18 protein-coding genes are annotated in these 19,854 nt (G+C 58.7%); 9 read left to right on the forward strand and 9 right to left on the reverse strand.

Features of this window, described 5'->3' with window-relative positions; translation table 11 throughout:
* Positions 1–9 precede the first annotated feature (9 nt).
* Genes AB5Y90_RS12650 through AB5Y90_RS12660 form a run of 3 tightly spaced genes read right to left on the reverse strand, consistent with a single transcriptional unit; the run spans position 10 to position 3,830 of the window.
* Positions 10–2,562, reverse strand: coding sequence for an MlaD family protein (locus tag AB5Y90_RS12650; protein ID WP_307896767.1), 2,553 nt, complete (start codon positions 2,560–2,562; stop codon positions 10–12).
* A 55-nt stretch (positions 2,563–2,617) separates the two neighbouring features.
* The gene (locus AB5Y90_RS12655) at positions 2,618–3,220 is read right to left on the reverse strand and encodes a paraquat-inducible protein A (RefSeq protein ID WP_058057039.1); all 603 of its coding nucleotides are present in this window, start codon (positions 3,218–3,220) and stop codon (positions 2,618–2,620) included.
* Complete coding sequence (locus AB5Y90_RS12660; protein ID WP_005333129.1) at positions 3,204–3,830, reverse strand: paraquat-inducible protein A; 627 nt, start codon at positions 3,828–3,830, stop codon at positions 3,204–3,206. The genes AB5Y90_RS12655 and AB5Y90_RS12660 overlap by 17 nt, the downstream gene beginning before the upstream one ends.
* Before the next feature lie 147 nt (positions 3,831–3,977).
* Between AB5Y90_RS12660 and prpB the strand changes: the two genes are divergently transcribed.
* The 3 genes from prpB to AB5Y90_RS12675 are packed head-to-tail and all read left to right on the forward strand — an operon-like array spanning position 3,978 to position 7,459.
* Positions 3,978–4,865 carry a methylisocitrate lyase gene (gene prpB, locus AB5Y90_RS12665; RefSeq protein ID WP_307896855.1) on the forward strand — a complete coding sequence of 296 codons (888 nt, stop codon included), beginning with the start codon at positions 3,978–3,980 and terminating at the stop codon, positions 4,863–4,865.
* A gap of 10 nt (positions 4,866–4,875) precedes the next feature.
* Positions 4,876–6,003 (forward strand): 2-methylcitrate synthase, encoded by a 1,128-nt coding sequence (prpC, locus tag AB5Y90_RS12670; protein ID WP_307896768.1) that lies wholly within the window; start codon positions 4,876–4,878, stop codon positions 6,001–6,003.
* A gap of 10 nt (positions 6,004–6,013) precedes the next feature.
* Entirely contained in the window at positions 6,014–7,459 is a 1,446-nt protein-coding gene (locus AB5Y90_RS12675) for a bifunctional 2-methylcitrate dehydratase/aconitate hydratase (protein WP_307896769.1), read from the forward strand.
* 86 nt (positions 7,460–7,545) lie between these two features.
* Here AB5Y90_RS12675 and AB5Y90_RS12680 read toward each other — a convergent pair whose 3' ends face one another.
* Positions 7,546–8,274, reverse strand: coding sequence for a hypothetical protein (locus AB5Y90_RS12680; RefSeq protein ID WP_159163583.1), 729 nt, complete (start codon positions 8,272–8,274; stop codon positions 7,546–7,548).
* Positions 8,275–8,533: 259 nt separating this feature from the next.
* On the opposite strand from AB5Y90_RS12680, the gene AB5Y90_RS12685 reads away from it, so the two are divergent.
* Together AB5Y90_RS12685 and AB5Y90_RS12690 are read left to right on the forward strand one after the other, a co-directional pair.
* Entirely contained in the window at positions 8,534–8,866 is a 333-nt protein-coding gene (locus AB5Y90_RS12685; RefSeq protein ID WP_019446402.1) for a polyhydroxyalkanoic acid system family protein, read from the forward strand.
* A 255-nt stretch (positions 8,867–9,121) separates the two neighbouring features.
* The gene (locus tag AB5Y90_RS12690; protein WP_307896770.1) at positions 9,122–10,552 is read left to right on the forward strand and encodes a wax ester/triacylglycerol synthase family O-acyltransferase; all 1,431 of its coding nucleotides are present in this window, start codon (positions 9,122–9,124) and stop codon (positions 10,550–10,552) included.
* A 116-nt stretch (positions 10,553–10,668) separates the two neighbouring features.
* Here AB5Y90_RS12690 and AB5Y90_RS12695 read toward each other — a convergent pair whose 3' ends face one another.
* From AB5Y90_RS12695 to AB5Y90_RS12710, 4 genes are all read right to left on the reverse strand, one after another.
* Positions 10,669–11,457 carry a hypothetical protein gene (locus tag AB5Y90_RS12695; RefSeq protein WP_307896771.1) on the reverse strand — a complete coding sequence of 263 codons (789 nt, stop codon included), beginning with the start codon at positions 11,455–11,457 and terminating at the stop codon, positions 10,669–10,671.
* A 25-nt stretch (positions 11,458–11,482) separates the two neighbouring features.
* Positions 11,483–12,124: a TetR/AcrR family transcriptional regulator gene (locus AB5Y90_RS12700; protein ID WP_307896772.1), complete on the reverse strand. Its 642-nt coding sequence runs from the start codon at positions 12,122–12,124 to the stop codon at positions 11,483–11,485.
* Position 12,125: 1 nt separating this feature from the next.
* A complete protein-coding gene (locus tag AB5Y90_RS12705; RefSeq protein WP_040065538.1) occupies positions 12,126–13,313 on the reverse strand; it encodes a patatin-like phospholipase family protein in 1,188 nt (395 codons plus the stop codon).
* 94 nt (positions 13,314–13,407) lie between these two features.
* Positions 13,408–13,980: a phasin family protein gene (locus AB5Y90_RS12710; RefSeq protein WP_224970116.1), complete on the reverse strand. Its 573-nt coding sequence runs from the start codon at positions 13,978–13,980 to the stop codon at positions 13,408–13,410.
* A 248-nt stretch (positions 13,981–14,228) separates the two neighbouring features.
* On the opposite strand from AB5Y90_RS12710, the gene AB5Y90_RS12715 reads away from it, so the two are divergent.
* Entirely contained in the window at positions 14,229–16,202 is a 1,974-nt protein-coding gene (locus AB5Y90_RS12715; RefSeq protein WP_224970117.1) for an SDR family oxidoreductase, read from the forward strand.
* Positions 16,203–16,292: 90 nt separating this feature from the next.
* Here AB5Y90_RS12715 and AB5Y90_RS12720 read toward each other — a convergent pair whose 3' ends face one another.
* On the reverse strand, positions 16,293–17,168 hold the full coding sequence (locus AB5Y90_RS12720; RefSeq protein ID WP_307896773.1) for a triacylglycerol lipase: 876 nt from the start codon (positions 17,166–17,168) through the stop codon (positions 16,293–16,295).
* Positions 17,169–17,338: 170 nt separating this feature from the next.
* Between AB5Y90_RS12720 and AB5Y90_RS12725 the strand changes: the two genes are divergently transcribed.
* From AB5Y90_RS12725 to AB5Y90_RS12735, 3 genes are all read left to right on the forward strand, one after another.
* The gene (locus tag AB5Y90_RS12725; protein WP_307896774.1) at positions 17,339–17,641 is read left to right on the forward strand and encodes a YebG family protein; all 303 of its coding nucleotides are present in this window, start codon (positions 17,339–17,341) and stop codon (positions 17,639–17,641) included.
* Positions 17,642–18,028: 387 nt separating this feature from the next.
* Positions 18,029–19,306: a site-specific integrase gene (locus AB5Y90_RS12730; protein WP_307896856.1), complete on the forward strand. Its 1,278-nt coding sequence runs from the start codon at positions 18,029–18,031 to the stop codon at positions 19,304–19,306.
* 325 nt (positions 19,307–19,631) lie between these two features.
* Positions 19,632–19,854: transposase (locus tag AB5Y90_RS12735; RefSeq protein ID WP_264867751.1), on the forward strand; the 223-nt coding region annotated here is incomplete at its 3' end.

The raw sequence follows: 19,854 nt of genomic DNA on the forward strand, positions 1-19,854 counted from the left end.
GGGAAGAGATCAGGGCTGGATACGTGGACTCCACTCCAGCCACTCTTTCTCGGCTTTGCCATAGAGCGGATAGCTATGCCCCGCCTTGACGGTCGCCCCCATCTCTCTCTCCGGCGTATTGAAGGCGATGCCGCCAGCCAGCAGGCTCTGCACCGTCTCCACTTCGATGGTGCCGCCAGTCAACCCGATATCCGCCTTGACCCCGGAGACATTCCAGAAACGGGAGTTTGCCCGCACCAGATGGGCATACTCCTGATCGACGTTAACGTCGATCACCACCTCGCTACCATCCCGAGCCAGCGCCACCCTGGTGACACTGCCCACCACCATCTTGCGAAACAGCAGCGGGCTGCCGACGCTCAGGCCATTGACGGAGGGGCTCTTGAGGGTCAGTGCCAGACCCAAAGGGCCGACCTGACTCAAGGGGAAGCGATCTTTGCCAGCGCCTTTACCCGGTTGTGCCTCTACAAATGACCCCTTGATCAGGGTATCGAGGTGCGCAACGCCGCCTAATCCCAGCTTGGCTTGCACCAGAGTAAAGCGGGCGCCGGACTGCAGGAAACGCTCGGCATAGTGGCCATCGAGTTCCGCCTTGAAGATCACCTGACCCAGTGACGGCTCCAGCTCGATCTCTTCAATTTTGCCGATATCGACACCGCGATAGCGGATCGGGCTGCCAATCCCGAGCCCCGGATTGCTCTCTGCCACCAGTGACAGCTGGCGCACCTTGGCCTTGGCTTGCTCCCTGGAATCGAACAGTTGATGACTGCTGCGGCCATTGGCCAACCGATCGAACTCGATGGCACCGCGCAGCAAGGTACCGAGGTTGCCCACCTTGACCTGCACCCCATCGACCCGCACCTTGGTGTCGATGGCCGGTTTTTTCCAGAACTGGGGTTGCTGGGCGAGGAGGGGAGCATAGACCCCATCAATCTCGAGTTCGATCTCGACCCCCTCTTTGGCGGCGCGTAGCTGTTTGACCTTGCCCGCTTCCAGCCCCAGATAGAGCACAGGCGAGCCAATGCCAATGCCATCGGCCTGATCTGCTTTGAGCAACCAGCGCTGGGGCTTGGCATCACGGGTGCCGAGCAGTGCCAGCTCCTGACTCGGGTAGAGACGGTTAATCCGCTCGCCACTGCTGGCTTGCACCAGCTTGATCCCGCCCCCCAGCCAGGCACTGGCCGGACTGGTTTCTACTTTGATGCCGCTCAGATCGGCATCGATCTGCAACGGGGCGGCGCGATAGAAGCGGGCACGATTGAGCAGGTGACCATAGTTCGGCGCCATCACCAGCTCGACGCTGGCATTACCGCGTGCATCCAGAGTGAGCTGGCTGATACGGCCCACCTGCAATCCCTTGTACCAGACAGGTGCATCTTGATTGAGCCCTGCCAGATCGTCAGCCTGCAGCGTCACCTTGGTGCCGCTCTGGGGGGCGCGATCGGTCAGGGTCATCTTCTGTACCGGTTTGCCCGCCACATAGTCGAGGCGAATGGCCGGGCCGGAGAGCAGGCGATCTGCATGCTGCACGCCGGTCGCGGAGAGGGAGACGCTCTCCCACACCAGTTGACTCTTGTCGGTAATGCGATAGGCCTGCTCTGGGTTGATCAGCGCCGTTACCACCCGGCCTTTATCGGTAAGGCGAATGGGGTCGATACGACCAATCTCGATCCCCTCATAGAGGATGGGCATCCCCTCCTTGACCGGGAGATCACCAGCCGCAATGTCGATACGCGCACCGCGCGCTGCTTCCGCCAGCCCTTTATAGAGGACGAAAGTCTGTCCCTTCTCCGGTTCTGGTGAATCTTTGGGCGAGTCAAAGGCAATGCCGCCGCTCAGAATGGAGGTGAGGCTGCCGGCCTCCACGCTGACGCCAGCCAGACTGAAGGAGCCCTTGATGCCACTGATGTTCCAGAAGCGGGTATCAGCTTTGACCAGATGTTCGAAACGCGGCTCGATCACCAGATCCAGAATGACGTTCTGGTTGTCCTGACCCAGGCGGGTATTGATGACGCTGCCCACCTCGATACCGCGGAAATAGAGCTTGGCGCCAATCCCCACCGAACCCAGCGAATCGGCGGTCAGGTGCAGCATCCGCCCCTGAGCCTGATAGCCGGGGGGAGGGCCCTCCAGTGCATCAAAGGTCTCCTCCAGCGGATTGCTTTCACGCCCCGGTTGCAGGTTGATGTAGTTGCCGGAGACCAGGGTATCGAGGCCGGAGATCTCGGTGAGCGACGCCTTGGGGCTCACCAGCCAGAAGTCGGATCCCTTGCGGATCAGCGGTCTGGCACGGCTGTCAATCTTGGCCATCACCGCAATCTTGCGGCCATCTTCAGCCAGCTCCAGCTCTTGCACCACACCGATGGCCACCCCCTGATAACGAACCTGGGTTTTACCCGGCAAGATGCCGTTGCCCTGGGCGAAGTTGATCTGGATAAGCTGGCCACGGCTCAATACCTGCTGATAGAGAAAGCCACCCGCCAGCAGCAGGGCTATCAGGGGTAACAGCCAGACCGGCGATAGCCAGCGGCGCTTTTCGATGACGGGTTCAGCCCCGATCATAGTGACTCCTTATTGGCTGGATTAAACAGCACATCAGACAAAAACAGAGAAATCATCAGCGGGCCGCCTTGTCCCACAGTAAACGGGTATCAAGCATGCGGGCCGACATCATGGTCAGCACTACCACACCGGCAAAGGCGGTGGCACCGGGGCCTGCGCGGACACTCAGCAGCACACCACGATCGACCAGTGCCACCATCAGCGAAATCACGAACAAGTCCAGCATCGACCAGCGACCGATAAAATCGATCACCCGATACATCACCAGCTGGCGCTTGCGCCGTACCGGTTTGGCCCGCTGCAACTGCCAGCAGATCCAGCCCAGACCCAATATTTTGCCCACCGGCACCAGTATGCTGGCGGTGAGGACTATGGTGGCAATCCCGCTCATTTTGCTGCGATAGAGCATCATGATACCGCTGAAGATGGTATCTGACTGCAGCAACCCCTTGTTGTAGAAATGGGTAATGGGCAACAGATTGGCAGGCAGCAACATGAAGGTGGCGAGCGCCAGCAAGCCCCACGACCAGGCGAGGGAGCGGGGAATGCGCACCTGCAACTTGCTGCTGCAACGGGGGCAGACTGCCCCAGTTTGATAGCGCACCAGCAAACCACAGGTATGGCAGCGGCAGAGCCCCATCTCACGGGCGCTGGTCATGTTCCGGCTCCTTTAACGGGATCCTCGCCCAGTAGGGGGCGGGGTCAAACAGGATCAGCAGGGTCATGTTGAGCAGCATCAGAATACCGAGGCTGAGCAAGCCGCCACCGAGGCGCACATCGGCGATGTCGATCAGTTTGAACAGGGCAACCAGCAGGCTGACGATATAGACCTCCAGCATGGCCCAGTGGCGAAACACCTCGACCAGCTTCAAGGTGACGGGAAGAATGTGCCAACGTTTGGCCAGACCCGAAGCCAGCGCAAAGATCCCCGCCAATAACCCCACCGGCGCCAACACGGCGCACCAGAGCACCAGGCTGGCTACCCACCATTCACCTTCGCCAAACAGCACCAGGATACCGCGCAGCAGGTCGGCGTCGGTGTTGACCCCAGCCAGCCGCAGATAGATCAGCGGTTCAAAAAAGGCGGAGGGCAGCAGCAGAAAACCGGTAATGGTCAGGGCCATCAACTGGGAGGGACGAAAGGCATAACGGCCATAGAGATGTTGGTGACAACGCGGGCAGTGGGCATGACGACGCAGCGGCAGTGCTTTGCGCTGGATCAGCAAGTCGCACGCCGGACATACAATTACGGAACCGGGCTCCATCATACAATTCAACCTGTTGAAGGAATTGGTGAAATTTACCCTAAAACCGGTTTCCTGTCTTGCCTGCGGCCGGAATGTTACGAAAGTATAATTGACGTTAACGTAAACGTGATATTAGATGGCCAGACTAGACAGGTGAAAGGAGTCATGATGTCCAGTTTGTCCCCCTCGGCAGGCCTTAGCTTTCGCACCGCCCTTGCCAATGAACATCCCCTGCAGATCGTCGGCACCATCAATGCCTATATGGCGCTGATGGCCGAGCGCAGTGGTTTTCAAGCCCTCTATCTCTCCGGCGCCGGAGTGGCCAATGCCTCCTACGGCTTGCCGGATCTCGGTATGACCTCCCTCAACGATGTGCTGATCGATGCCGAGCGGATCACTGCTGCCACCCGGGTGCCGCTGCTGGTCGATATCGATACCGGCTGGGGTGGGGCGTTCAATATCGCCCGCACCATTCGCGCATTCGAGCGGGCCGGTGTCGCCGCTGTCCATATGGAAGATCAGGTTGCCCAGAAGCGCTGCGGTCATCGCCCCAACAAGGCGGTGGTGTCGCTGGAGGAGATGTGTGATCGGATAAAAGCAGCAGTGGATGCTCGCGAGAATGGCGAGTTCGTCATCATGGCGCGCACCGATGCGCTGGCGGTAGAGGGGATGGAATCTGCTCTTGAGCGCACCGCCGCCTATGTGGCCGCCGGTGCCGACATGATCTTCGCCGAGGCGGTTACCGAGCTTGCTCAGTACGACCAGTTCAAGCAGGCGGCCAAAGTGCCGATCCTCGCCAACATGACCGAGTTCGGCAAAACCGAACTGTTTGACAAAGAGCAACTGGCCGCCCACGGGGTCGACATGGTGCTCTATCCATTGAGTGCCAACCGGGCCGCCAATCAGGCCGCCCTCAACGTCTATCACTATATTCGCCAGGATGGCCATCAACGGGCCGTCGTGGAGACCATGCAGACCCGGGAGTCGCTCTACGACTTCCTCGGATATCACCACTACGAGCAGACACTGGATCGTCTGTTTTCAGCCAAGGAATAGGAGGCAGCTTATGGGACAACAGAAACCGTTGGGCGGAGCAGGTCTGCGCGGTCAAAGCGCAGGGGAGACCAGTATCTGCACCGTGGGCAAGAGCGGCACCGGGCTTACCTATCGCGGTTACGACATCAAGGAGCTGGCCGACAGCGCCCAGTTCGAGGAAGTCGCCTATCTGCTGCTCAAGGGAGAATTGCCGAGTAACCAGCAACTGGCCGACTACAAGCGCGAGCTGCGCCGCCTGCGCACCTTGCACCAGCCGCTGCTGGAGGTACTGGAGCGCATTCCCGCCGATGCCCACCCCATGGATGTGCTGCGCACAGGCTGCTCCATGCTCGGCGATCTGGAACCGGAAGATGGTTTCGAGCATGAGCATGAAGTGGCAGATCGGCTGCTGGCTGCCTTTCCGGGCATTCTGATCTACTGGTACAAGTTCAGCCATGAAGGTATTCGTATCGCCCTCGATACCGACGAGGAGTGTATCGGTGGCCACTTTCTGGCGCTGCTGCACCAGAAGGCACCGAGCGAGCTGGAGCGGCGGGTGATGCATGTCTCCCTCATCCTCTACGCCGAGCATGAGTTCAACGCCTCCACCTTTGCGGCGCGAGTCTGCGCCTCAACTCTTTCCGACATGTTCTCCTGCATCACCGCCGCCATCGGCACCTTGCGCGGCCCGCTCCATGGCGGGGCCAACGAGGCGGCCATGGCGATGATCGAACATTGGCAAGATGAGACGCAGGCAAGGCGCGAACTGCTGGCCAAGCTTGCGGCCAAGGAGAAGATCATGGGGTTTGGCCACGCCATCTACCGCACCTCTGATCCGCGCAACGTCATCATCAAGGAGTGGTCGGCCAAGCTCGCCGAGGCAGTGGGGGATGATCGCCTCTATCGCGTCTCCTGCGAAGCGGAAAAGGTGATGTGGGAAGAAAAAGAGCTCTTTCCCAATGCCGACTTCTTCCACGCCAGCGCCTATCACTACATGGGGATCCCGACCAAGCTGTTCACCCCCATCTTCGTCTGCTCACGGGTCACCGGCTGGTGCGCCCACGTGATGGAGCAGCGCGAGCACAACCGGATCATCCGCCCGAGCGCCGATTATGTCGGCCCGGCCCCCCGTCACTTTGTCTCTCTACAACAACGATAAGGAAGTCACGATGTCCGCCAACGTCGACGTCAACCACAGACCAGACCCTGATCAGGTGCTGGTCGATATTGCCGATTATGTCTGCAACCACCCCATTACCAGTGAGGCTGCCCTCGACACTGCCCGCTACTGCCTGATGGACACCCTTGGCTGTGGCCTGTTGGCCCTGCGCTTCCCCGAATGTACCAAACACCTTGGCCCCATCGTCCCAGGTACACTGGTACCCCATGGTGCCCGGGTGCCCGGCACCCAGCTCTGCCTCGATCCGGTCAAGGCAGCCTGGGACATCGGCGCCATCATCCGCTGGCTTGATTACAACGACACCTGGCTGGCCGCCGAGTGGGGTCACCCATCCGACAATCTGGGCGGTATTCTCGCCACTGCTGACTGGCTCTCCCGTACTCGCGTGGCCGAGGGCAAGGCGCCGCTCACCATGGCCGATGTGCTGGTGGCCATTGTCAAAGCCCACGAAATTCAGGGGGTGCTGGCGCTGGAGAACTCCTTCAATCGGGTCGGTCTCGATCACGTGGTGCTGGTCAAGGTCGCCAGTACCGCCGTGGTGACTCATATGCTTGGCGGAACCCGCGATCAGGTGATCGATGCGGTTTCCCAGGCCTGGGTCGATGGCCAAAGCCTGCGTACCTACCGTCATGCCCCCAATGCAGGGTCGCGCAAGAGCTGGGCGGCGGGGGATGCCACCTCCCGCGCAGTGCGCCTCGCCCTTATCACCATGAGCGGCGAGATGGGCTATCCAGGCGTACTGAGCGCCCCCAAGTGGGGTTTCTACGATGTACTGTTCAAGGGCAATCTGTTCGCTCTGCATCAGGGGTACGGCAGCTATGTGATGGAGAACGTGCTGTTCAAGATCTCCTATCCCGCCGAGTTCCACGCCCAGACCGCGGTGGAGTGCGCCATGAGGCTGCACGGTCAGGTGAAGGGACGGCTGGACGAGATTGACCGCATCGAGCTCACCACCCATGAGTCGGCCATTCGCATCATCAGCAAGGTCGGCTCCCTCAATAACCCGGCCGATCGGGATCACTGCCTGCAGTACATGGTGGCAGTGCCGCTCATCTTCGGGCGTCTTATCGCCGAGGATTACGAGGACGATGTTGCCGCCGATCCCCGCATCGACGCGCTACGCGGCAAGATGGTGGTGCAGGAGGACAAGCGTTACAGCCGTGAATATCTGGAGGCTGACAAGCGTTCCATCGCCAACGCCATCCAGATCTTCTTCAAGGACGGCACTCACACCGCCAAAGTGGAGGTGGAGTATCCGGTCGGCCATCGTCGCCGTCGGGAGGAGGGGATCCCGCTGCTGGTGGAGAAATTCCAGCACAATCTGGCCACCCGCTTCCCAACCAAACGGGTCAACGACATTTTGGCCCTCTGTCAGGACGGGCCGCGCCTTGCCGCCACCCCGGTGCACGCCTTTATGGATCTGCTGGTGATCTGACCGATATCTACCGGCAAACAGTGATAAACGAAAAGCGGGCTCATCGGCCCGCTTTATTATTCCGGCGGCTGCTCCCTCGATAAGCCTTACTCAAGCGCACTGCTGTCGCCGTTAAAGAGCGCCGTCATGATCGCCGTCTCACGACTGGCGATGGTCTCGAGAAACTCGTTGGCACGCCCCATCTGATGACACACCTGATAACCACGCTCGACAAAGGAGAAGAGCTCGCCAAGCCCAGCCAGATGGGCGGGCCCTGACACCAGCTTGAGGGTCGCCCCCAGCAGCGGTTTTCTCGCCAGCCTGTCCAGCGTCATCCCAAGCTCGCTCACCAGCGCAATCTGATGTTCCCGGCGCGCCTGCTCACCCACGGCACGATAGGCGATGGTGTAGTGGTCTGGCGTGATGGGATCAATGCCATCAATGCGCCGCAGCGCCACCACCATCAGATAGTCCAGCTCCTCAGAGAGGGCATCAAGCTCGATCGCCTGCGCCAGCACCTTGAGACCGGACTCCGGCAACAGCCGCTCGGCTGTCGGCATCACCCGCATCACATCCGCATCGCGGCGGGCGCAATCCCCGGGGCCATAGAGATCGGTCAGGAAAAACTCGGCCGCCGGGCCGTAGCGGTCACTCTCCAGCAGGTCACGATGGGTTCGCCCCAACCGGTCGGCCTGCCACTGGCGTAGCCGATCCCGATCCTGCTGATCTTCCGGGTGGGCACGCATCTGCTCGCGCAAGGCTGCAACCCGCTTGAGCTGGCGGTAGAGCCGACCCAGGGTGCTATCGTCGTCGTGGGCATGTTCTTGATGCGTCATCTACAGCTCTCTGGCCTTGGGCCCATTGATGGGGATTCGGTGATACGAAGATACAAGTGAATGAAAAACAAGCAGCTTTTGCTGACCGTTCCGTGACAAGTGTAGCGCGCACGGGGGAGGGAATAAATGCCATGCCCCGCTGATGGCCTTCATCCCTCTCGACTCTGTTAAGTGAGTCCCATTTATGTGAACCATCCTTTCATTTGTTGTGAACATGTGTTTAATATCAATAACTAACTTATGACCCAGAGTAACGACCATGTTCTTCAACTCGCTCGCTGGCAGCAGCGCACTCTCTATCATCCAGATCAGCCGTCAGCATCCGCTGGGATTGGCCGCCGCCCGGATCGCGGCCGAAGCCATCGCTGCGGACATGAGCGAGAGCTATCAACTCGATTGCGAATGGGCTGATGAAGAGGAGACCGAGCTTCGTTTTCGCGGCTCAGGGGTACATGGCACTCTCACCCTGGACGAAGATACCCTGGAACTGGAAGTGCATCTTGGTTTGATGCTGTTGCCAGTACGCAGCGTACTGGAGCAAGAGATCCTCGATTATGTCGACAATCGCTTACCTTGCCCCAAACGTGTTTGAAACTCTTCGTTGCACTGGTTTTAAATAAACCAGCTGTAAACGATGACTGTTTAAAATAAGTTGGCAAGCCATATGGTTTGTCAGATTTATTCTCCAGCGAGCTCTCAATTCTATTTTTTAAGTAATCTTTCATTTTTATTTCATATTTCGAGTCGGCACTCATTAATGTCATTCTGATTGCATCAAGCCTTCATCCGGATATGAGGGAAGGAGCAATTTGCCGCCTCGGTAAATTTATTTTGTAGGGAAACAACCATGCCACTGAGTGAATTTATCTCCTGCGTCGATACCGCCTGGTTACGCATGGACAGACCCAACAACCTGATGCAGATCATCGGTGTCCTGATGTTTGAAGGAGAGCTTGATGAAACGCGTCTGCGGGCCGGATTGCGCCATACCATTTCGGTGCAACCCCGCTTCCACCAGCGGGCCGTGCTGGAGGGGGGCTCCTACTACTGGCGCCATGATCCCGATTTCGATCTCGATCAGCACCTCAAGCGAGTGATCCTGCCGGGTGAAGCGGGCAAGCTGGAGCTGGAGAAGCTGGTGGCCGATCTCGTCTCGACGCCGCTCAACCACCAGCGCCCCCTGTGGGATATGCACCTGACCGACACTTCGCTGGGTGGGCAAGCGCTGGTGGTGCGCATTCACCACGCCATGGGCGATGGCTTCTCGCTGGTGCGAGCCATGCTGACCATGATGGATAACACCCCGGAAGGGGCGCCGCGCCCACCGTCACCGGAGCCACTGGATGACAGCGATGACGAGGATGAGGAGGATTGCCACCAGGGCAGCCGTCTGGTGCGGGCCGGTCTCAAGCTGACCGGTAGCCTCTGGTCCAAATATGTCGAAGTGGTCACCCATCCCACCAAGGCGGTGGATTACCTCAAGACCGGGCGCGATCTGGCGAGCGAGCTGTGCAATATCGCCACCCTCGGTGATGACTCCCCCTGCCGCCTGCGGGGTAAGACCACCAGCACCAAGCGGGTGGCTTGGTCGGAGCAAATTGATCTGCCGGATATCAAGGCAGTGGGCAAGGTACTGGGCTGCTCGGTCAACGATCTGCTGATCGCTGCCACCGCAGGGGCGTTTCGCCACTACCTGCAGGAGAAGGGGGATGATGCCAACAAGGTCAAGATCCGCGCCCTGGTGCCAGTCAATATGCGTGCACCGGACGATGAGGGGGCGCTGGGCAACCGCTTCGGGCTGGTGGCCCTGGACTTGCCACTGGATGTTGAACACCCGTTACAGCGGCTCTATACCGTACGTGACCGGATGCAGGCGCTGCGCACTTCTCTACAACCCGTGGTGGTGCTCAACCTGTTACATGCCCTTGGCATGGCCCCCAATGCGGTACAGCAGCAGGCCGTCGAGCTGCTCACGGCCAAAGCCAGCGCGGTGATCACCAATGTGCCTGGCCCGCAGCAGACCCTCTATCTGGCTGGAGCAAAATTGCGTCAGCCGCTGTTCTGGGTGCCGCAATCGGGGGATATCGGCGTCGGCGTCTCCATCCTCTCTTACGATCACAAAGTGCAACTGGGCCTTATCACCGACAAGAAGCTGGTACCGGATCCGGATCGGGTGGTCGAGCGGTTTGCGGTGGAGTTCGAGCAACTGCTATTGCTGGTACTGATGGAGCCGGAGCTGTTGTTTGACCCCAACGGACTGGATGCGTTGCTCGGTTGAGCGTGCATTTGAGCGACCAGTGACGGCGTAGCCAACCGGTCAGCTTCCCATCATAAAAGAGGCCAACCCGCGGGTTGGCCTCTTGTTTTGCTACCTCTTAGTGGCAGGAGTGGCGGTTAATCCGCCAGCTCTTCCCGCGCCGCCTCCACATCGAGACGCTCCATGGCATCCATGGGTTCGCACTCGGCCGCTTCGGCATAGAGGGCTTCGGCGGCTTTCAGGCGGCTCTTGCCGTACAGCATCACCTGTGCGTTGGCGTACTCCATGCGGGCGATAGCCGAGTCGGGGATCAGCGCCAGCGCTTCCTTGAAGTGACGCTCGGACTCCTCCTTCTTGGCGCCATAGGTGAGGCCGCCGATCATGGCCCCCAGCTTGTCGACGATCTCCGCATGCCAGGCGCCAAAGGCGATATGGGCCTCGGCGTGATCGGGCGCCAGCTCCAGAGTCTTCTCAAGGCTTGCCTTGATCTTGTCGCCAATTCCTTGCGAGAGGGCCTTGGAGATGGAAATGACCTGGCTGTAGCGCCCGAGTGCCAGCGCGTGGAAATACCAGGCATTGGCGTTCCTGGGCTGACGCTTTTGCAGCTTCTCGGCATGGCTGGCCGCCCGCTCGAAGGCGGCGCGCTTGGCATACTTGTCTTCCAGCAGATAGCTGGCGTGGATCACCAGCGCTTTGTTCGCCACATTGAGGCCCGCCTCACCGGCCGCTTCGCCAAGGGCGACGGCCCGGGCAAAATCCCCGGCATGATAGGCCCGCCAGGCATCCTGTACCTGTTCATCCTCCGGCCAGGGTTCGGCATCCCCCTGATGGAGACGATCCCAGTTGTCCGCCAGCTTCTGGCCGGCATAGTCATAGGCCGCATCCGCGTAGGGGAAGGGGACAAATTCGAGTTGTGAAGTGGTCATGCTTGTTCTCCCTGTAGCATGTGAATCAAACCTTGTCGGTGTAGTGGTGGGCGAGGGCGCCCAGATGAGCGCGGGCATCGGCCCGCAAATAGGGTGCGACCAGCTGCATCACCTGAAAGACGCCGAGGGCGATATCGGCGTCCGCCTTGGGGTGCAGTGCCCGCTGGTAAGAGATCCAGAATGTGCCCACCAGCGCCACATTGGCTGCCAGCGTGCGCATCTGTTGCGCCGTGCCCTCCATCAGCCCGACCGTTTGCAGATGGTTGCAAATGGCGATGGCAGTCTGCTCCTTGCGGCGCAGCAGGGCGGAAAAGCGCTGTTCCACCTGATGATAACCACTCATCAGGGTCGCGATATCGTAGTAGAGGAAACGGTACTGCCAGATGGCTTCAAACATCAGGTGGAGAAAGAGCCAGATATCTTCTGGCTCATCGGACGGGGTGCTGACCGCCTCCAGCAGGCGATCCATCTGCTGTTCAAATTCGCAGAACAGGGCGTTGACGATCTCCTCCTTGTTGTGGAAGTGGTAGTAGAGATTGCCCTGGCTGATCTCCATCTCGGCCGCAATGGCCGAGGTGGTGACGCTGGGTTCCCCTTGTCGATTGAAGCAGGTGAGGGCAGTGGTCAGGATCCGCTCCCGGGTACGACGTTTGGGTTTGCGATCCATGCTACTCCTTTGGTGATGAACGGCGCACGCCGTGGCGATAGCGTTTGGCAAGCCAGTGCTGCAACTGCTCCAGCGACTTGTCGAGGGCGGCGACCGAGCCAATGCCGGGGGCCAGCAGGGTGCGATCCTCATCGGCCAGCGCGGCCAGATTGAGCTCGAGGCCATGCTTGGCCAGCACCGGCGCCAGCTCGTCACGACGCTGCCAGAGATCGCGGCGGGTATGCTGGTAAGCGTGCTCGCAGAGACGGCGGCGATCCCGGTAACTGAACACATTGGTGAAGAACATCTCGCCATCGGCAGAAGAGGGCTCAAACAGCAGGGCGTCGGCGTCGGGATATTGGTGCTTGTAGCGATCCATCCCCACATGCATGCGGGAGTGGATGATGGCGCGAAAAGTCTGGGCCAGCACCACCGGCAGACCGCTGTCCACCAGATTGGTCGGCGCGCCGGCGGCCATGTCCGCATCATAGGGCACCAGCGGATTGATGCAGAACACCAGATCCGCCCCCTCTTCCAGCGCTACCGAAGCGTGCAGAGTCTTGATCAGCGCCCCGTCCACATAGTAACGACCGTTGATCAATGAGGGGGGAAAGAGACCGGGCAGGGCGGCTGACGCCTGTACCGCCGCCGAGATGGGCACGTCATCGAGCCCCGGGCTGCCGAAGGCGACCGGATGGCCGGTGTCGAGTTCGGTAGCGACCACAAAGAGTCGGCTGCGCAGCTGACGGAAATCGTTGCTGCGGCCGGGACGAGAGAAAAACTGGGTCAGGGTGCGATCCACCCCGCGGTTGTCGAACAGTCCGGTCGGAATGGCCTTGGAGAGTCCCTGCAGCGATTCAAACAGGCTGCGCTTCCAGGGCGCTGCCAGATAGTAGGTCAGGCTCTGCCACGCCAGTGGCGGGATCGAGGTCAGGCGGTCGGCATATTCACGAAAGGCGGGGCGCAGCAAGGTGGCCGGGTCAAACATCTCTCCCGAATCATCGCTGAGCAGGATCCGCACCAGCTTAGCCGGCGAGATGCCGTTGGCCAGCGCCGATGCCACCACGGCCCCCGAACTGACGCCAACATAGATATCGGCATGGTCAAGGCGCAGGCCGTTGATGCTGTCAGAGAGTGCTGCGCAGGCACCGATCTCGTAGATGCCGCCGAGCGGCCCGCCGCCAGCAAGGGCAATTGCGATGGTACTCATAGCGTTGCCTCCCCATCCATGACATTCACCATGACAAGACCGGCCCAGCGCAGGGCATGGGCCGGTATCAATCACCTTCCGTAACCACGAGGGATCAGGGCAGAACGCTCTCTGCTTTGGCCTTCACCTCTTTCACCGCATCTTCAGCGGCGGAGAGGAGATCGGCGGCCTGCTCAACCACGGCCTCTTTGGCCTTGGCTACCGGTGCCTTCTTTACCGGAGGCTTGCGGGCAGCGGGCTTTTTGGCGGCAGCCAGTTTGGCTTCAGCGGCAGGGGCCTCCTCTTCCTGCGCATCCAGCAGTTGCTGGACCACGTCGGTCAGCTCGGCCATGCGCTTGGAGAGCTTGTCGATATCCTTGCGGGTCGGGATGCCGAGGCTGGCCACAGCGCGGGCCACGCGATCTTCAAACACCTGCTCCAGACGGCCCCAGGTATTGGCGGTCTTGTCGGTCACAGCGGCAATCTTCTCATCTGCGCTCTGACGGGTTTTGGCCTGCAGCGCTTCACCTTCCTGCACGAGCGCTTCAAAGATCTTGCCACCCTCTTCCTGCGCCTTGGCATAGGCACCCAGACCCGCCAACCAGATCTGCTGGGTGGACTCTTTGATGGTGGAGGTGAGTTGGTTGTCGGTCACTGACCCTGCCAGCGCTTTCAATTTCTTAGCCATGATCTTCTCCTTGAATAACGACAGTTAAATGTAATGGCGACAACGAAACTGCAATCGGGTTGTGGCATTACTGATTTTTCAACTTCAGTCTAGGGACAAAAAATAGAGGGTTCTACCTAATAACGGAACAGGCACACCACCGAAATTCGGGTTTGCTCACGAACCGACAATCAAATTGCGGATTCCCATATGAATCGTGATATATCTAACAACCTAGTAACACCCTAATCAGTAGCAGGATTCTCTTTATGAACTATTTCATTACTGGCGGTAGTGGTTTTATCGGGCGTCGATTGATCAAAAAGTTATTCCAACAGCATCCCGACTGTACCGTCTATTTTCTGATGCGCGCCTCTCATCAGGATAAATTGCCGGAGTTATTTGCATTCTGGAATGTGGATGAATCGCGCGCAGTCCCGGTTTTTGGTGACATGACGCAACCGCTGCTGGGGGTGTCGGTCGAGTTGCAGGAGCCGTTGATCGGCAAGATCGACCACTTCTTCCATCTGGCTGCTATCTATGATCTCAACGCCAAGGCCGGGATCCAGCAGCAGGTCAACACCGAAGGGACCCGTCAAGCCGTTCAACTTGCCGAGCGGCTGGGGGCGGGGCAGTTCCATCACTGCAGCTCCATCGCTGCAGCGGGCCTGTTTGACGGTCTGTTTCGCGAGGACATGTTCGATGAGGCCGAACACCTCGACATGCCTTACTTCCAGACCAAGCACGAAGCGGAAGGGATTGTGCGAAATGAGTGCACCATTCCGTGGCGCGTCTACCGCCCGGGCATCGTCGTCGGTGACTCCAACACCGGCGAGATGGACAAGATCGACGGCCCTTACTACTTCTTCAAGACCATTCAGAAACTGCGTCGTCTGCTACCGCCCTGGATGCCAGCCATCGGAGTTGAGGGCGGGCGCATCAATATCGTGCCGGTTAACTTTGTGGTCGATGCCATGGTGCATATCGCCCATCAGGAGGGAGAGGAGAACAAGACCTTCCACCTGACCGACCCCAACCCGATGCGGGTTGGCGACATGCTGAGCACCTTCTCCCGCGCCGCCCATGCGCCGGAGCCTGCGATCCGCATCAGCGCCTCTCTCTTTAACTTCATTCCCCGCCACCTGACCGCCATGCTGATGACCATGGCGCCGGTGCGCCGCATCCGCGATGCCGCCATCGCCGATCTGGGTCTACCCAAGGATGTGTTCCGCCTTATCAGTTATCCCACCCGGTTCGACAGTCGCGAAACCCAGCGGGTACTGAAAGGGACAGGCATCGAAGTACCGCCGCTGCACAGCTACGCCTGGCGGTTGTGGGATTACTGGGAGCGTCATCTCGACCCGGAGCTCTTCATCGATCGCACCCTGCGTGGTCGGGTAGAGGGCAAGGTGGTGCTGGTGACCGGGGCAACCTCTGGTATCGGCCGTGCAACCGCGCGCAAGCTGGCGGGTGCGGGGGCCAACGTCGTTACCATCGCTCGCGACGAGCAGAAGATTGCCGAGACTAAAGCCGAGTTTGCCGAGCTGGGGCTGACCATCGAGATCTATCAGGGGGATCTCTCCAATCTGGCGCAGGCCGAGGAGATCACAGCTCGCATCGTGGCCGATCACGGCGGCGTCGATATTCTGGTCAACAATGCCGGCCGATCCATCCGCCGCTCCATCGAGGACTCCTTCGATCGCTTCCACGATCTGGAGCGCACCATGCAGCTCAACTACTTCGGCGCACTCAAGGTGATCATGGGGGTGCTGCCCACCATGATTGAGAAGAAAAAAGGGCACATCATCAACATCTCCTCCATCGGGGTGTTGACCAATGCGCCGCGCTTCTCCGCCTATGTTGCCTCCAAATCGGCCCTCGATGCCTGGGTGCGGACTGCCGCCTCCGAGTTTGCCGACAAGGGGGTGAGCTTCTCCATCATCAATATGCCGCTGGTGAAAACGCCGATGGTCGCGCCGACCAAGGTCTATGAGCAGGTACCGATGATGACGCCGGAAGAGGCGGCTGATCTGGTGTGCGATACCATCATCAACAAGCATGTGCGACTGGCCACTCGTCTCGGGGTATTCGGTCAGGTGGTGCATGCCCTGGCACCTCGCGTTGCGCAGGTGATCATGAACACCAGCTTCCGCACCTTTGCCGATCCCAAGGATGGCGACAAGTCCAAGGCGACCGCCGATCAAGTTGCCGTCTCGACCCTGATCAAGGGGATACACTTCTAACCGGATGATGGGATAAAGAGATCAACAGGGGCCTGAGCAATCAGGCCCCTGTTTTATTTGGAATAACAGTTGAAGGACGAATAAGGAGGGTCAGACTCGGGACAGCAGATCAAGCAGCAGATCTGTCGTACGACGGGAGTAGAGCAGAGAGAGATGGCCAATGGCGGGCAACTCGATATCTTCCATTCCCGCCAATCGTTGCCGCTCCTGCGGCATCACCACATTGTCGTGACTGGTGCGCACCGAGATGCCGGGTACGCAGAGAGGAACCGAGGCGAAACGCTGCAACCAGCCGGAACCGGGCTCCATCTCGCGGGCATTGGCCCCAAGCCCTAGGGCAGCAAGCTGACTCCCCTGATGAGGCGTAGCCAGGGTGATCAGGCGCACGACCTTGTCACCCCCATGGATAGCCAGATAGTCGCGGCAGACCAGCCCACCCATGCTGTGACCGACCAGCACCAGCTTGTCAGCCCCAGTTTGCGCGAGCACATCGTCAATTCGCTTGGCCAGTAGCGGCACCATCTCATCGATATGACCAAATGGTGGCATCAAGGTAATGGTGGCGACCACATGGCCTGCGGTCTCCAGTCGGGTGCGCTGGGTACGCCAGATCCCGCGACTGCAACCGTAACCATGCACCAACAATACGGGGCGCTGGCATGGCCGCAGCCGATCGGGTGCCATCAGCAAAGGCTCGAACGGCAACAGCAAGGTGAAGGTGTAGAGGTAGGCCAGCATCTCCTGCGCCATCATCTTCACCCTGCGCCAGGGGCCGATAGCCGGGGAGGGGTAGAAGCGGGTAAACAGCCAGCTGCCGAGCACCACCAGACAGCGCAACCCAAGCAGGGTAAACACCACAAATAGCAGGGTCAGCAGCCAGGGGAGTCCCACGACCAAGTGGGCGATACTCCCGAGGAGCAGCACCTCTACCATCAGCAGGATAAACAGGTGTCGTACGATCGTCATAAGGCCATGATCCGACCAGTCAGGCGTGGAAGTCAAATGGCACTTTGAGACAGCTTGATCCAGCGCGGCTTTTGTCGCTAAACCCCGGCGAACTCTTTTCCGGTGAGGTTATTTGCAATACTGTATATCCATACATATACTCTATCCATCATCAGCAAGAGGAGGCCATCATGGCTGTCGAGATCAAATATGTGGTTGTTCGTGGGGGAGTGGAAAAAATGACCTTTGCCACCAAAAAAGAGGCCGATGCCTATGACAAGCTGCTGGATACGGCCGATGAGTTGATGACCCTGTTGGCTGGCGCCCCGATCGAGCTGGCGCCAGAGCAGCAAGAGAGTCTGGCATTCTACCTGGCAGAGCAGCGCGATGTGCTGCAAACCCTGCTGCGCGGCGGCAAGGTTCAGGCAGGCACGAAAGAGGAAGAGACCCCAGCAGCCAAGCGTAAGGAGAAGCTACTAAAGCAGGTGGCCTGATTGCACAGACCTGCTATTTCTCGGGTTAAACAGCTCACTGTATTCACTTTATTTGCATTTAAGACCATTTTTACGGCTATTTACCCCGAGAATTTTTTAACAACGGTGCATATACAATGCATAACTGAATAGCGTGCACCACTGAGCGACATCAGCCAGATCTATGAGGAAATAATGAGCAAACAGTGGAGAGAACGTTATCCAGATCGCTCCCGGTGACCTTAATCAGCAACAACAAGAGGCAATACAAATCCCACTAGAAGCCACATTCATGTATCACGAGCCCTTTTCTAGCAACTCGGCTCACAGGCTCATATCGACTCATCTCAGCATCAACAAGCAACAAGCAACACCATGATTCAACAACCATTATCCTTGCCGCCAGCCATGCCGCTGTTTGACAGCCTTATCTATCTGGAAGCCGGTAACCCACAGGTCAATCAGTACCTTGCCAACCTCAGCCTCAATGATGTGCCCGATGCCGGTCTGGTTTACGAACTGGCGGTCGATTGGCTGCTGGAGCAGCGCAACAGCGAAAACAACTACAAAACCTATCGCAGCGAACTGACCACTTTTTTGCACTGGTGCTTTCGCGAGGCGGCCATCAGCCCGAAAGATCTCACTCGCCGCATCATGATCCGCTATCTCGACTATTGTCAGTCCCCCCCTGACGAGTTGATCGCCTACCGCAACGTAGCGCAATTTGTCCTCGACAAGGAGTGGGGAGAGCGCTTACCCAATCCGCAATGGCGACCGTTTTTGGGCAAACGGGAGCTGGGCCGCACCTTGCCCTATCGCCTGAGCGAGCAGGCGATGAAGACCAAGCTCGCCATCCTGTCGGCCTTCTTCCAGTTTCTGATCCAGGAGGAGTACATGGACAGGAATCCCGCTCTGCTGCTGCAGCGGGTCAAACGCCCGCAACAGCAGGAGGCCGATGATCAGGTGCAGGCCTTCAGCGAGTTGCAGTGGTCATACGTGATGCAAGCTGCCGATACCCTTGCCAACGACCATCCGGAGCAGCATGAGCGCAGCCGTTTTCTCACCATTCTGATGTACGCCTGCTATCTGCGGATCTCTGAGGTTGCAGCACGGCCGGGCTTTACACCTGTGATGGGGCAATTCAGGCGGGATCGCAAAACCGGCGTCTGGGGCTACTTTATTCCGCAAAGCAAAGGGGGCAAACGGCGTACCGTGGCGGTATCCCAAGCGCTGCTGGCGGCACTCGAACGCTACCGCCGCTTCCTCGGTCTCTCTCCCTTTCCGACACCGGATGAACAGACGCCACTGTTTGTTCGCCATAAAGCGGCAGCCCACGGTCGTGAGCAGGGCGAGCTCAATGCCAACCTCGGTATCCGCCAGTTACGGGATTTGATCATGGTGATCATAGGTAAGGGAGCCGAACTGGCAGAGCAAGATGGCTTTGCCCAGGATGCAGCCGAAATGCGGCAACTCTCTCCCCATGCGATCCGCCATACCGGGATCACCCATGACATCAATCTGCACGGGCGGCCGCTCTCCCACGTACAGGCCGATGCAGGACATGACAGCATCGACACCACTTCGAAATACCTGCACACCAGCAACAGTGAACGACATGAGAGCGCCCAGCAAAAGCCGCTGGACCGATTGAACCAACGCGTGAGAGATAACATTCACAAGAGCTAACGAACAACGTGACATGACCCTGATTTATATTGACTGCTCTTAGAACACAGAATGGCTTGTTTGGGATGTCATTGAAGTTGGTGCGGCGATGTCGTACTTCTCTGGATGGCAATCGGTTCAGGGAATATTTTTGGCTCACATGGATGATTCAGAACAGGCTCCTTGCCATCTGCGGCATACATATTTATCCCGTAGCAGAGAAGCAAAAAACAAAATTGCTTGCTGAAACACCGAGAACACCCGATGCCGAAAGCTAAGGAAGGTGCGAACAAGTCCCTGATATGAGATCATGTTTGTCATCTGGAGCCATGGGACAGGGTTCATCATGAGTCATCAACTTACCTTCGCCGACAGTGAATTCAGCAGTAAGCGCCGTCAGACCAGAAAAGAGATTTTCTTGTCCCGCATGGAGCAGATTCTACCATGGCAAAACATGGTGGAAGTCATCGAGCCGTTTTACCCCAAGGCTGGTAATGGCCGGCGACCTTATCCGCTGGAAACCATGCTACGCATTCACTGCATGCAGCATTGGTACAACCTGAGCGATG

Source organism: Aeromonas sp. R4-1, from assembly GCF_040908325.1.
Taxonomy (GTDB): Bacteria; Pseudomonadota; Gammaproteobacteria; order Enterobacterales; family Aeromonadaceae; genus Aeromonas; species Aeromonas veronii.

What these genes read in the sequence shown, in the direction of transcription:
- AB5Y90_RS12650 (WP_307896767.1), bottom strand. Translation starts at nt 2,562, where the DNA reads ATGATCGGGGCTGAACCCGTCATCGAAAAGCGCCGCTGGCTATCGCCG.
- AB5Y90_RS12655 (WP_058057039.1), bottom strand. Translation starts at nt 3,220, where the DNA reads ATGACCAGCGCCCGTGAGATGGGGCTCTGCCGCTGCCATACCTGTGGT.
- AB5Y90_RS12660 (WP_005333129.1), bottom strand. Translation starts at nt 3,830, where the DNA reads ATGATGGAGCCCGGTTCCGTAATTGTATGTCCGGCGTGCGACTTGCTG.
- prpB (WP_307896855.1), top strand. Translation starts at nt 3,978, where the DNA reads ATGTCCAGTTTGTCCCCCTCGGCAGGCCTTAGCTTTCGCACCGCCCTT.
- prpC (WP_307896768.1), top strand. Translation starts at nt 4,876, where the DNA reads ATGGGACAACAGAAACCGTTGGGCGGAGCAGGTCTGCGCGGTCAAAGC.
- AB5Y90_RS12675 (WP_307896769.1), top strand. Translation starts at nt 6,014, where the DNA reads ATGTCCGCCAACGTCGACGTCAACCACAGACCAGACCCTGATCAGGTG.
- AB5Y90_RS12680 (WP_159163583.1), bottom strand. Translation starts at nt 8,274, where the DNA reads ATGACGCATCAAGAACATGCCCACGACGACGATAGCACCCTGGGTCGG.
- AB5Y90_RS12685 (WP_019446402.1), top strand. Translation starts at nt 8,534, where the DNA reads ATGTTCTTCAACTCGCTCGCTGGCAGCAGCGCACTCTCTATCATCCAG.
- AB5Y90_RS12690 (WP_307896770.1), top strand. Translation starts at nt 9,122, where the DNA reads ATGCCACTGAGTGAATTTATCTCCTGCGTCGATACCGCCTGGTTACGC.
- AB5Y90_RS12695 (WP_307896771.1), bottom strand. Translation starts at nt 11,457, where the DNA reads ATGACCACTTCACAACTCGAATTTGTCCCCTTCCCCTACGCGGATGCG.
- AB5Y90_RS12700 (WP_307896772.1), bottom strand. Translation starts at nt 12,124, where the DNA reads ATGGATCGCAAACCCAAACGTCGTACCCGGGAGCGGATCCTGACCACT.
- AB5Y90_RS12705 (WP_040065538.1), bottom strand. Translation starts at nt 13,313, where the DNA reads ATGAGTACCATCGCAATTGCCCTTGCTGGCGGCGGGCCGCTCGGCGGC.
- AB5Y90_RS12710 (WP_224970116.1), bottom strand. Translation starts at nt 13,980, where the DNA reads ATGGCTAAGAAATTGAAAGCGCTGGCAGGGTCAGTGACCGACAACCAA.
- AB5Y90_RS12715 (WP_224970117.1), top strand. Translation starts at nt 14,229, where the DNA reads ATGAACTATTTCATTACTGGCGGTAGTGGTTTTATCGGGCGTCGATTG.
- AB5Y90_RS12720 (WP_307896773.1), bottom strand. Translation starts at nt 17,168, where the DNA reads ATGACGATCGTACGACACCTGTTTATCCTGCTGATGGTAGAGGTGCTG.
- AB5Y90_RS12725 (WP_307896774.1), top strand. Translation starts at nt 17,339, where the DNA reads ATGGCTGTCGAGATCAAATATGTGGTTGTTCGTGGGGGAGTGGAAAAA.
- AB5Y90_RS12730 (WP_307896856.1), top strand. Translation starts at nt 18,029, where the DNA reads ATGCCGCTGTTTGACAGCCTTATCTATCTGGAAGCCGGTAACCCACAG.